Origin of the sequence: Pseudomonas sp. 10-1B (genome assembly GCF_000935045.1) — a bacterium.
In the GTDB taxonomy this organism is placed as follows: Bacteria; Pseudomonadota; Gammaproteobacteria; order Pseudomonadales; family Pseudomonadaceae; genus Aquipseudomonas.
On sequence record NZ_JYKS01000011.1, the window covers coordinates 183,046 to 195,211 of the forward strand.

8 protein-coding genes are annotated in these 12,166 nt (G+C 62.6%); 7 read left to right on the forward strand and 1 reads right to left on the reverse strand.

Features of this window, described 5'->3' with window-relative positions; genetic code table 11:
• Window positions 1-72: 72 nt before the first annotated feature.
• From TZ03_RS08670 to TZ03_RS29960, 7 genes are all read left to right on the forward strand, one after another.
• Window positions 73-2,709 (forward strand): nitrate/nitrite transporter, encoded by a 2,637-nt coding sequence (locus tag TZ03_RS08670; protein WP_051097045.1) that lies wholly within the window; start codon window positions 73-75, stop codon window positions 2,707-2,709.
• 30 nt (window positions 2,710-2,739) lie between these two features.
• Window positions 2,740-6,504, forward strand: a complete 3,765-nt coding sequence (locus TZ03_RS08675; RefSeq protein ID WP_051097047.1) for a nitrate reductase subunit alpha — start codon at window positions 2,740-2,742, stop codon at window positions 6,502-6,504.
• On the forward strand, window positions 6,501-8,057 hold the full coding sequence (gene narH / locus TZ03_RS08680) for a nitrate reductase subunit beta (protein ID WP_051097049.1): 1,557 nt from the start codon (window positions 6,501-6,503) through the stop codon (window positions 8,055-8,057). Before TZ03_RS08675 ends, narH begins: the two co-directional genes overlap by 4 nt.
• Complete coding sequence (narJ, locus tag TZ03_RS08685) at window positions 8,050-8,790, forward strand: nitrate reductase molybdenum cofactor assembly chaperone (protein ID WP_051097050.1); 741 nt, start codon at window positions 8,050-8,052, stop codon at window positions 8,788-8,790. Before narH ends, narJ begins: the two co-directional genes overlap by 8 nt.
• A 13-nt stretch (window positions 8,791-8,803) precedes the next feature.
• Window positions 8,804-9,487 (forward strand): respiratory nitrate reductase subunit gamma, encoded by a 684-nt coding sequence (gene narI / locus TZ03_RS08690; RefSeq protein WP_051097052.1) that lies wholly within the window; start codon window positions 8,804-8,806, stop codon window positions 9,485-9,487.
• 11 nt (window positions 9,488-9,498) lie between these two features.
• Window positions 9,499-10,281 carry a peptidylprolyl isomerase gene (locus TZ03_RS08695; protein ID WP_051097054.1) on the forward strand — a complete coding sequence of 261 codons (783 nt, stop codon included), beginning with the start codon at window positions 9,499-9,501 and terminating at the stop codon, window positions 10,279-10,281.
• A gap of 123 nt (window positions 10,282-10,404) precedes the next feature.
• Complete coding sequence (locus TZ03_RS29960; RefSeq protein WP_152645402.1) at window positions 10,405-10,680, forward strand: DUF6966 domain-containing protein; 276 nt, start codon at window positions 10,405-10,407, stop codon at window positions 10,678-10,680.
• Window positions 10,681-11,223: 543 nt separating this feature from the next.
• Here the strand turns inward: TZ03_RS29960 and TZ03_RS08700 are convergent.
• Window positions 11,224-12,138 (reverse strand): LysR family transcriptional regulator, encoded by a 915-nt coding sequence (locus TZ03_RS08700; RefSeq protein WP_051097056.1) that lies wholly within the window; start codon window positions 12,136-12,138, stop codon window positions 11,224-11,226.
• Between the last annotated feature and the right edge of the window lie 28 nt (window positions 12,139-12,166).

Sequence of the window (12,166 nt, forward strand, 5' to 3'; positions counted from 1 at the left end):
GAGGAAACTCGACCCTGTAGGTATCTGGCTGACTCACAAACGTCGCTGCCGCGCCCATAGGGAAGTGCTTGCATGGCCTCGAATGTTGCAACCAAGGACCAGTATCGTGCGCTTGGCCTGTCCACCCTTGCGTTCACCCTGTGTTTCGCGGTGTGGACGGTATTGTCCATCCTGGGTCTGCAGATCAAGGACGAATTCACCCTTTCCGATACTCAGCTTGGCTTGCTGATGGCCACCCCGGTGCTCACCGGGGCGATCTCACGACTCTTCCTCGGTCTGTGGACCGACCGCTATGGCGGACGCTGGGTGTTCGGCCTGTTGATGTTGCTCTCGGCGCTGTGCGTTTACCTGCTGAGCTTCGCCAACAGCTTCTTCACGCTGCTGCTCGCCGCATTGGGAGTGGGCTTGGCCGGGGGCTCGTTCAGTGTCGGCACCGCCTACACGTCCACTTGGTTCGAGCCAGGGCGCCAGGGCACGGCACTGGGCATCTTCGGAGCCGGTAACGTCGGCGCCGGCCTGACCAACTTCGCCGCACCGCTGCTGTTGCTGGCCTTGGGCTGGCGTGGCGCAGCACTGGTCTACGCGACGGTACTGGCAGGCATGGGCGTGCTGTTCATCCTGTTGGCCAAGACCGACCCGCAAAGCAGCACACGCCAAGGTCATCAGCCGGCCTTGCGCGAACAACTGTCCCCGCTGGCTGAACTTCGCGTGTGGCGCTTCTCGCTGTATTACTTTTTCGTCTTCGGGGCTTTTGTCGCCCTGGCCCTGTGGCTGCCGCACTATCTGATGCAGGTCTACGGGCTGGGGCTGACCACCGCGGGGATGGTCGCGGCGCTCTACACCGTACCGGCCTCGCTGTTTCGCATCCTGGGCGGCTGGCTGTCGGATCGCCAGGGCGCGCGGCGGGTGATGTACTGGTCCTTGGGCATCTCGACGCTATGCACCTTCGTGCTCAGCTACCCACCAACGCGCTACATCATCAGCGGCGTGCACGGCGAAATCGCGTTCAGCATGCATCTGGGCCTGGTGGGCTTTGCCGTGGCCATCATGACCCTGGGCTTTTTCATGTCACTGGGCATGGCGGCGGTGTTCAAGCACATCCCGACCTACTATCCACAGCATGTCGGTGTGGTTGGTGGCCTGGTGGGTACGGTCGGTGGCCTGGGCGGGTTTCTGCTGCCGCTGACGTTCGGCATGCTCAACGACGTGATCGGCATCTGGCAAAGCTGTTTCATGCTGCTGTTCCTGGTTGCGGCCGGGGCGTTGGCCTGGATGCACTACGCGATCCGCATGGCCGAGCGCGTCGAATGGGCGACCCGCAGCGAGGCCCGCGACCTGCCCGAGCTGTCCACCCCCAGCAGCTTCGTACTGCGCGACTGGCACCCGGAAGACCCAACGTTCTGGGCCGCCACCGGCAAGCGCATCGCCACCCGCAACCTGTGGATCTCGATCCCCAACTTGTTGCTGGGGTTCGCCATCTGGATGGTCTGGTCGGTGGTGGTGGCCAAGCTGCCGCTGGCCGGCTTCGACTACACCGCCAACCAGCTGTTCTGGCTGGCCGCCTTGCCAGGCCTGTCAGGCGCCACCCTGCGCATCTTCTACAGTTTCATGGTGCCGATCTTCGGCGGGCGGCGCTGGACCGCACTGTCCACCGCCTCACTGCTGCTGCCAGCGCTGTGGATCGGCTTTGCCGTGCAGAATCCGCAAACACCTTACCTGGTCATGCTGATCCTGGCGCTGCTGTGCGGCTTGGGTGGCGGCAACTTCTCCTCGAGCATGGCCAACATTTCGTTCTTCTTCCCCAAGCAGGCCAAGGGCGCGGCCATGGGTTTGAATGCCGGGCTGGGTAACCTGGGCGTGAGCGTCATGCAGTTCCTGGTGCCGTTGGTGATTACCGTCGGGGTGTTCGGCAGCCTCGGTGGGGCACCGCAGAGCACCACCGAAGGCACACCGCTGTGGCTGCAGAACGCCGGTTTCATCTGGGTACCGTTCATCCTCGCCGCAACGGCAGCGGCATGGTTCGGTATGAACGACATCGCCAGCGCCAAATCGTCGCTCAGCGACCAGCTGGCGATCTTCAAACGCAAGCACACCTGGCTGATGAGCGTGCTCTACACCGGCACCTTCGGCAGCTTCATCGGCTTCTCGGCCGGGTTCCCGTTGCTGGCCGGGCGCCTGTTCCCGGAGGTCGACATCCTCAGGTATGCCTTCCTTGGTCCCTTGATCGGCGCCCTGTCGCGGGCCTTTTCCGGCGGCCTGGCCGACCGCTTCGGCGGTGGCCGCATCAGCCTGTGGGTGTATGTGGCCATGGCCGCCTGCGTGGTCGGCGTGCTGGTGTCGATAGCGGCGGATTCGTTCTGGGCATTCCTGACGATGTTCCTGCTGCTGTTCCTTTTCTCTGGCGTGGGCAACGCCAGTACCACGCAGATGATCCCGGCGATCTTCCGCCAACAGGCTCCACACCTGTTCCCCAACCTGCCTGCCGAAACACAGGCGCTGGTCAGCGAGAAGGAATCCGCCGCCGCCGTGGGCTTCATCTCGGCTGTGGCCGCCTACGGTGGCTTCTTCATCCCCAAGTCGTTCGGCAGCGCGTTCGACCTCAGCGGCGGCCCGGAGCCGGCGCTGTATGGGTTCATCATGTTTTACCTGCTGTGCATCGCACTGACCTGGTTCTACTACACCCGGCCTGGCGCCGAGAGTCGCTGCTGATCGCCCGCGCATCCCTCACGGAGGAAAGCCATGAGTTTCTTTATCGACCGCCTGCGCTACCTGGTCAAACGTCCGCCCGAATTCGCCAACGGCCACGGCGAAACCCGTGACGAGAGCCGCGATTGGGAGGACGGCTACCGCCAGCGCTGGCAGTACGACAAGATCGCCCGCTCCACCCATGGGGTGAACTGCACCGGCTCGTGCAGTTGGAAGGTCTACGTGAAGAACGGCCTGGTGACCTGGGAAACCCAGCAAACCGACTACCCACGCACCCGCCCCGACCTGCCCAATCACGAGCCACGCGGTTGCCCCCGAGGCGCCAGTTACTCGTGGTACCTGTACAGCGCCAACCGGCTCAAGTACCCGATGGTGCGCAAGGCGCTGATCCAGCTCTGGCGTGCAGCGCTGGCCGTCGAGCCCGACCCGGTGCGGGCCTGGGCGAGCATCGTCGAGGACCCGGACAAAGCCCGCCAGTACAAGACGATACGTGGTCGCGGCGGCTTCGTACGCAGCGATTGGGACGAGTTGCAGACCCTGATCGCCGCCGCCAACGTCTACACGGTCAAGCAGTATGGCCCCGACCGCGTCGCAGGCTTTTCGCCGATCCCGGCCATGTCGATGGTCAGCTATGCCGCTGGCACCCGCTACCTGTCGCTGATCGGCGGCGTGTGCCTGTCGTTCTATGACTGGTACTGCGACCTGCCGCCCGCCTCGCCGCAGGTATGGGGCGAGCAGACCGACGTGCCCGAGTCGGCCGACTGGTACAACTCCGGCTACATCATCGCCTGGGGCTCGAACGTGCCGCAGACCCGCACGCCCGATGCGCACTTCTTCACCGAGGTGCGCTACAAGGGCACCAAGACCATCGCCATCACCCCCGACTACGCGGAAATCGCCAAGCTCTGCGATGAGTGGATGAGCGCCAAGCAAGGCACCGACGCGGCCCTGGCCATCGCCATGGGCCATGTGATCTTCAAGGAATTCCACCTCGACAACCCCAGCGCCTACTTCACCGACTACATTCGCCGCTATACCGACATGCCGATGCTGGTCGAGCTGGAACCACGCGAAGACGGCACGCTGGTGCCTGGCAAGCAGCTGCGCGCCAGTGACTTTGCCGGCAACCTGGAGCAGGCCAACAACCCCGAATGGAAGACCCTCGCCTGGGACGAGCAGGGCGAGCGCCTGGTCGTGCCGCGAGGCTCGATCGGTTTCCGCTGGGGCGAAAGCGGCCACTGGAACCTGGAAACCGTCGAGGCCGGCGGTGGCGAAGTGCAACTGTGCCTGTCATTGCTGGGTCGCCATGACGAAGTGGCGCGGGTCGCCTTCCCTTATTTCGGCGGTATCGCCCGCGAGCATTTCACCCATGTGCCCGTACGCGACGTGCTCTACCACCATATCCCGGCCAAGCGCCTGCGTCTGGCCGACGGCCGCGAGGTGCTGGCGACCACCGTGTTCGACCTGAGCGCCGGCAACTACGGCATCGATCGCGGTCTGAGCGCCACGGTCGGCGGCACTGGCGAGGACGATGGCGCCAGCGGCTACGACCAGCTCAAGCCCTACACCCCGGCCTGGCAGCAGGCGATCACCGGGGTCAAGGCCGAGCAGATGATCCGCATCGCTCGCGAGTTCGCCAACAATGCCGACAAGACCCACGGCCGCTCCATGATCATCGTCGGTGCCGGGATGAACCACTGGTACCACATGGACATGAACTACCGCGGGCTGATCAACATGCTGATCCTCTGCGGTTGCGTCGGCAAAAGCGGCGGCGGTTGGTCGCATTACGTCGGCCAGGAAAAACTGCGCCCGCAGACCGGCTGGACGCCATTGGCCTTTGCCCTCGACTGGCACCGTCCACCCCGTCACATGAACAGCACATCATTCTTCTACAACCACTCCAGCCAGTGGCGCTACGAGAAGCTCGAGGTCAAGGAGTTGCTGTCACCGCTGGCCCGCAGCACGGATTTCAGCGGCAGCCTGGTGGACTACAACGTGCGCGCCGAGCGTATGGGTTGGCTGCCCTCGGCGCCGCAGCTGGGCATCAACCCCTTGCGCCTGGCCGCTGCTGCCCAGGCTGCCGGGCAGAGCACGGTGGACTATACCGTGGATCAGCTCAAGCGCGGCACGCTGCGATTTGCCAGCGAAGACCCGGACAATCCGCAGAACCACCCACGCAACCTGTTCGTCTGGCGCTCCAACCTGCTCGGCTCATCCGGCAAGGGCCATGAATACATGCTCAAGTACCTTTTAGGCACCCGCCATGGCGTGCTCGGCAAGGACCTTGGCGAAGCCGGCGGGAACAAGCCCGAAGAGGTGGTGTGGAAGGACGACGCCATCGAAGGCAAGCTCGACCTGGCGGTGACCCTGGACTTTCGCATGTCCACCACCTGCCTGTATTCGGACGTGGTATTGCCCACCGCTACCTGGTACGAGAAAGACGACCTCAACACCTCGGACATGCATCCGTTCATTCATCCGCTCACCGCCGCCACCGACCCGGCCTGGGAAGCGCGCAGCGACTGGCAGATCTACGACGGTATCGCCCAGGCCTTCGCCCGTGTCTGCGTTGGTCATCTGGGCGAGGAAACCGACCTGGTTACGCTCCCCCTGCAACACGACAGCCCCGCAGAACTGGCCCAACCCGAGGTGCGCGACTGGAAAAAAGGCGAGTGCCAGGCGATCCCCGGCAAGACCATGCCTTCGCTGATCGAGGTCAAGCGCAACTACCCTGAAACCTACGAGCGATTCAGTTCAGTCGGGCCGTTGCTCGACACCCTCGGCAACGGCGGCAAGGGCATCGCCTGGAACACCGAGGCGGAAGTCGACCTGCTCGGCCAGCTCAACTATCAGAAACATGAAGGGTCGGCCGCCGGTCGCCCACGCCTGGCTTCGGCGCTGGACGCTGCCGAGATGATCCTGACCCTGGCGCCCGAGACCAACGGCAATGTGGCGGTCAAAGCCTGGGAGGCGCTGTCGAAATTCACCGGCCGCGACCACAGCCACCTGGCCAAACGCAAGGAAGAAGAAAAGATCCGCTTCCGCGACCTGGTGGCGCAACCGCGCAAGATCATCTCCAGCCCCACCTGGTCAGGCCTGGAGGATGAACACGTGAGCTACAACGCCTCGTACACCAATGTCCATGAGCTGATCCCCTGGCGCACCCTCACCGGTCGCCAGCAGTTCTACCAGGACCACCCCTGGATGCGCGCGTTTGGTGAGAGCCTGATGGTCTACCGCCCGCCGATCGACACCAAGGCGGCCGCCAGCGTTGCCGCGCCGAAGAGTAACGGCAATCCGGAGATCGCCCTGAATTGGCTGACCCCGCACCAGAAATGGGGCATTCATTCCACCTACAGCGACAACCTGCTGATGCAGACCTTGTCGCGTGGTGGGCCGATCATCTGGATCAGCGAAGACGACGCCCAACGCATCGACGTGGCCGACAACGACTGGATCGAGGTGTACAACGCCAACGGCGCCATTGCCGCCCGAGCGGTAGTGAGCCAGCGCGTGCGCCCCGGCATGGCGATGATGTACCACGCCCAGGAACGCATCGTGAACATCCCCGGGTCCGAGGTCACCGGTACCCGTGGCGGCATCCACAACTCGGTGACTCGCGTATGCCCCAAGCCAACCCACATGATCGGCGGCTACGCGCAGCTGTCCTATGGGTTCAACTACTACGGCACCGTAGGCTCGAACCGCGACGAGTTCGTCATCGTGCGCAAGATGAAGCGGGTCGACTGGCTGGACGGCGAGGGCAACGACTACCAGCAGGAGACCGTGAAATGAAGATCCGTTCCCAGGTCGGCATGGTCCTGAACCTCGACAAATGCATCGGCTGCCACACCTGCTCGGTCACCTGCAAGAACGTCTGGACCAGTCGCGAAGGCGTCGAATACGCCTGGTTCAACAACGTCGAGACCAAGCCCGGTATCGGCTATCCCAAGGAGTGGGAGAACCAGAAAAAGTGGCGCGGGGGCTGGGTGCGCAACCCTGACGGCTCGATCAACCCAGGCATCGGCGGCAAGTGGCGGGTGCTGGCGAATATCTTCGCCAACCCCGACCTGCCGGAAATCGACGATTACTACGAGCCCTTCACTTTCGACTATGAGCACCTGCACACGGCCAAGAGCGGCGACCACCAGCCAGTCGCCCGGCCGCGCTCGCTGATTTCCGGGCAGCGCATGAACAAGATCGAGTGGGGCCCGAACTGGGAGGAACTGCTCGGCACCGAGTTCGCCAAGCGCCGCCGCGATGTCAACTTCGACCAGGTCCAGGCCGACATCTACGGCCAGTTCGAAAACACCTTCATGATGTACCTGCCGCGCCTGTGCGAGCACTGCCTCAACCCTGCCTGCGTCGCATCCTGCCCCAGCGGGGCGATCTACAAGCGCGAGGAGGACGGCATCGTGCTGATCGACCAGGATAAGTGCCGGGGCTGGCGCATGTGCATCAGCGGCTGCCCTTACAAGAAGATCTACTACAACTGGAAGAGCGGAAAATCGGAAAAATGCATCTTCTGCTACCCACGCATCGAAACCGGCCAGCCAACGGTCTGCTCCGAGACCTGCGTCGGGCGCATTCGCTACCTGGGTGTATTGCTGTACGACGCCGACCGTATCGAGGAGGTGGCGGCTTCGGCCGACGACCGTGACCTCTACCACCGCCAGTGCGAAATCTTTCTTGATCCGCACGACCCAGCCATCATCGAGCAGGCGCGCAAGGACGGTGTGCCCGACAGCGTCATCAGCGCGGCCCAGGCCTCGCCGGTCTACAAGCTGGCGATCGACTGGCAGTTGGCCTTACCACTGCATCCAGAGTACCGCACCCTGCCCATGGTCTGGTACGTGCCACCTCTGTCGCCGATTCAGTCCGCGGCCGAGGCCGGCCACGTCGAATTCGACGGCGTGCTGCCGAAAATAGAATCGCTGCGCATCCCGGTGCGGTACCTGGCAAACATGCTCACCGCCGGCGAAGAGGCCCCGGTGGTACTGGCCCTCAAGCGCCTGATGGCGATGCGCGTGTACATGCGGGGCAAACATGTCGACGGTACGCTGAACACGGCGGTGCTCGACCAAGTCGGGCTGAGCCAGCGCCAGGTCGAAGACATGTACCGGTACCTTGCCATTGCCAACTATGAAGACCGCTTCGTCATCCCCACCGGCCACCGTGAGCAGATACCGGACGTATTCGCCGAGCGCAGCGGCTGCGGCTTCACCTTCGGCGACGGGTGCAATGGCGGGCGCAACGAGATCAGCCTGTTCGGCGGACGCAAACAGACCACCACGCTGGTCAGGCCGGTGCAGACATTCGACCCGCTGGAGGACAGCCGTCATGAGTGAATGCATGCTGAGTCTGCGCGTGCTGGCCCGCCTGCTCGATTATCCGAGCGCCGAACTCCTGGCCGCCAGCCCCGAACTTATCGAACTCATCGAAAGCGAAACCCGCTGGCCGCAGCCGCTGCGCAAGGCCCTGACGCAGTGGTGCCGGGACCTGGCGGCGAGCGACCTGCTTGACCTCGAGGAAGCCTACGTGGAGCTGTTCGACCGTGGCCGCGCGGTGTCGCTATTGCTGTTCGAGCATGTACATGGCGAGTCGCGCGACCGGGGCCAGGCGATGGTCAACCTGCTGGCCGAATACGCGGCTGCCGGCTTCCTGCTGGATGCCCGCGAGCTGCCTGACCATCTGCCGCTGTTTCTCGAATACCTGTCCACGCGTGACCAAGCCGAGATCGGCCAATGGCTGGGCGAGATCCAGTCGATCCTGGTCTTGCTCGGGGCCCGTCTGGAAGAGCGCAACAGCCGCTACGCCCTGGTTCCCCGTGCTCTGCTGACCCTGATCGGTGCCAGCGACAGTATCGCCACACAGCGCCCGGCCGCCAGCGCTGAGCCTGCGGACAACACGCCCCAGGCCCTGGACGCCGTATGGGAAGAAGAAGCGGTGCGTTTCGAGGCCAGCTCCGACCAGGATTGCAGCCTGCAATCGGCTGAGGGGCGGCGCCTGGCCGAGCGCAAGTACGACGCCATTCCCCAAGTCATCCAGGTCATGCCGCCCAGCCCTGGCAGCGGCCAATGAACGGAGGTGCATCATGTTCAAGGAATACCTGCTCCACCTGATCTACGGCTATTACCCTTACCTGGCTGGCACGGTGTTTCTGCTCGGCAGCCTGTTCCGCTACGATCACGGGCAATACACGTGGAAGACCGGCTCCAGCCAGATGCTATCGAGCAAGCACATGCGCCTGGCGAGCAACCTGTTTCACATCGGCATCCTGGTCATCTTTTTCGGCCACCTGTTCGGCCTGCTGACGCCTCATTGGGTCTACGGCCCGTTCCTGTCCGCCGGTCATAAGCAGTTGATGGCGATCATCATCGGCGGTGCGGCCGGCGTGTTATGCGTGATTGGCGGCGCGATGCTGCTCTGGCGCCGGCTGTTCAACCCGCGCGTGCGTGCCTCGTCCAGCCTGATGGACAACGCCATTCTCATCCTGCTGCTGTTGCAGGCGTGCCTGGGGCTGATCACCATCTTCTTCTCCTACGGCCACCTGGACGGCGAGATGATGCTGACCCTGGCCAACTGGGCCCAGGCCATCGTGCTGTTCAACGGTGATGCGGCCAACTACCTGAACGACACGCCGGTCATCTTCAAGCTGCATATTTTCCTTGGGCTGACCATCATTTTGCTGTTCCCCTTCACCCGCCTGGTGCACGTGTGGAGCATTCCGCTGGGGTATTTCGGGCGCAATTATCAAATCGTGCGTCGACGTGGCTGAGGAGAGGCAGCATGGAGATGATTGCAATGCAATCCCTGCCGGCCGGGCCGGCAATGGTCATCCGGGTAGGTGATACCTTGCTCAGCGAGGCGGATATCGCTCAGGAAACACCGTTTCACCCGGCGGCATCGTTGCAAGAGGCCCAGCGCAGCGCCGCACGGGCATTGGTGGTACGTGAACTGCTTAACCAGCGGGCCGCGGTGCTGGGGTTGCCGCCGGGTGATGAAACGATAGCCCGGCTGCTGGAGCGTGAGCTGAACGTGCCGGAGGCGAACGAAGCCGACAGCAAGCGCTACTTCGAAAGCCATCGTGAGCATTTCTGCAAGCCGGCGTTGATGAAAGTCCGGCATATCCTGCTACCGGCCGCCCCGGAGGATGCCCGGGCGCGAGACACCCACTACCGCCTGGGTGAGCGGTTGCTGACGCAACTGGTTGAACGCCCCGAACGCTTCACCGAATTGGCCCAGCGCCATTCGGCGTGCCCCTCGAAGGACCAAGGCGGCGAACTGGGCTGGGTAAGCACAGGTCAGACCGTGCCCGAGCTCGACCAGGCCCTGCAACGCCTGTCAGTCGGATTGCACGACCGGCCGCTGGCATCGCGGTATGGTTGGCATGTGCTGCAGGTGGACGAGCGGGTGGAGCGTGAGCAGTTGTCTTATGAGCAGGTCACCGGGCGGGTGCGCCAGTACTTGCGGGAGGAGGCGACGCGCCGGGCATTGCGGGAGTATCTGTTGGCCCTGGAAGCAGAGTTCGGCGTTGAGGGGTTCAGCTTGGACAGCTCTACAACCTATTAGAACTGTGGTCTCGGCCAGAAAAACTAAGAACCAAGGAAAATTGGTCGGGCAGAAAGCCCCGCTCCGACTGCAAGATATCTGGAAAATTAGCGGAGTTGAAGTGATGGCATCGAGTCCTCTGGAGTGAAAAATATCAGTCAAATCACTCAGATCATGGCCCGGCTTTCGGAGCTGCTGCGTCTTGGCAGCGAAGATGAATGGGCAGCACGTGTTGATCAGTGCCGAATGGAGCTACCGAGCGATAGTAGCCACGTCCTTTCAAAGATATTGAGGCTCTTCGGTGGAATGGGATCGCTCACTGATGTCGTTCTCTACCGCAACGGTCAACCACTGCTCAGTGAAAATAATGAGCTTGCCGAACTGCGTACTAAATTGTACGAGCTCTGCATGGTCGCTTAGAGGCACTCCGAATATTGCCTGGCTCATCCATTAGCGCCTGCAATGGGTCGAAAACAGCCGATCGCGGTTGACCGCTAACGACCCGTTGCTGCCGGTGAGCCGAACAGCAATCTTTGTGGGAGCGGGCGTGCCCGCGAAGAATCCAACGCGGAGCCTGGCACCGGCTGCGCCGGTGTTCGCGGGCACGCCCGCTCCCACAGAGTGCGCATCGCGCTCACGAAACCAGTTATTTTTCAGTGTCTGCAATGGGTCGATTGCGGTCACTCGCGAGTGACAACTATCGACCCATAGCGGCGGTTGCGTCTGTCAGCGGACCTTGTGGGAGCGGGTTCACCCGCGAACACCGGCAAAGCCGGTGCCATCCACCGCGTCGTCTGCTTCGCGGGTAAACCCGCTCCCACAGAGTGCGTGTCGCATTTGCAAAATCCGCTATCGTTCAGCGGCTGCAATGGGTCCGATGCGGACATCCTCGGGGGCAGTCGAGCGCTCTTGCCTGGCGTGACCAGCCAGCCGTCGTCATGTGACATCCGCCCCACTCGTTGTTCATTCGGATGCAAACGACGGTCGTTCCGCGAACCATGCCACCGCCAACTCCTTGAACGCCTCAGCCGAAGGCGTCAGCGGATAACGCTGATCATGCGCCAGTACGATGCTATGCGTTGGCAATTTCTCCAGAGTCGGCCGACATACCAGCGCTTGACCATCATAACTACGGTCACCAAATGGCCGGGTATAAATCAGCGCCACTCCAAACCCATTGGCGACGAGGCTACGCTGCAACTCGAAAGTGCGCACGCGGTGCACAACGGCGGGTGAAAGATCGTAAAAGCTGAACAGATCCAACACATGCTGCCAACTGTGGACCTGGTCGGTGACTACCAGGGTGTATTCGGATAGCGCTTTGAGACTGACGCGCGACTCCTTGGCCAACGGGTGATCGGCCGACAGCAGTACCTGGGCGGTCAGCTGACACAGCTGAGTGCATTGAGTGTTCGGAGGTAAACCTAGATCGTAAGTGATTGCCAACTCTATCGCCCCCTCGCCAAGCCGCTTGCCAACATAATCGAAGCTGCCTTCGCGCATATCGACAGTGACCCTTGGGCAGGACTCCTGCATCCGTCGCACAATTTGTGGCAGGCAATAGGGCGCCAGATCTTCAAAGCATCCGACCACCAATTCTCCAACACACTCTCCTGCATTGGCATTGATCTCGGCAAAGGTCCGAGCCTCTGTCAGAACGCGACGGGCCTGGACCATGACGGTACGACCGAATGGGGTCAGCGATATACCGAGGCCACGCTGGCGTATGAAGATTGATTGACCCAGCACCTCCTCCAGTTCGGTGATGGCCGCCGAGATGGACGGTTGTGAAACATGAAGCTCCATGGCGGCAGTGGTCAGGTTTCCGTGCTTGGCCGCTGCGAGCGCGTAGCGAAGCTGTCGCAGTGTGAACTTCATAGGTTTTTCCGTGGTGATGCATCAGGAC

Coding starts and splice junctions, on each gene's coding strand:
- TZ03_RS08670 (WP_051097045.1), top strand. CDS start 73: ATGGCCTCGAATGTTGCAACCAAGGACCAGTATCGTGCGCTTGGCCTG.
- TZ03_RS08675 (WP_051097047.1), top strand. CDS start 2,740: ATGAGTTTCTTTATCGACCGCCTGCGCTACCTGGTCAAACGTCCGCCC.
- narH (WP_051097049.1), top strand. CDS start 6,501: ATGAAGATCCGTTCCCAGGTCGGCATGGTCCTGAACCTCGACAAATGC.
- narJ (WP_051097050.1), top strand. CDS start 8,050: ATGAGTGAATGCATGCTGAGTCTGCGCGTGCTGGCCCGCCTGCTCGAT.
- narI (WP_051097052.1), top strand. CDS start 8,804: ATGTTCAAGGAATACCTGCTCCACCTGATCTACGGCTATTACCCTTAC.
- TZ03_RS08695 (WP_051097054.1), top strand. CDS start 9,499: ATGGAGATGATTGCAATGCAATCCCTGCCGGCCGGGCCGGCAATGGTC.
- TZ03_RS08700 (WP_051097056.1), bottom strand. CDS start 12,138: ATGAAGTTCACACTGCGACAGCTTCGCTACGCGCTCGCAGCGGCCAAG.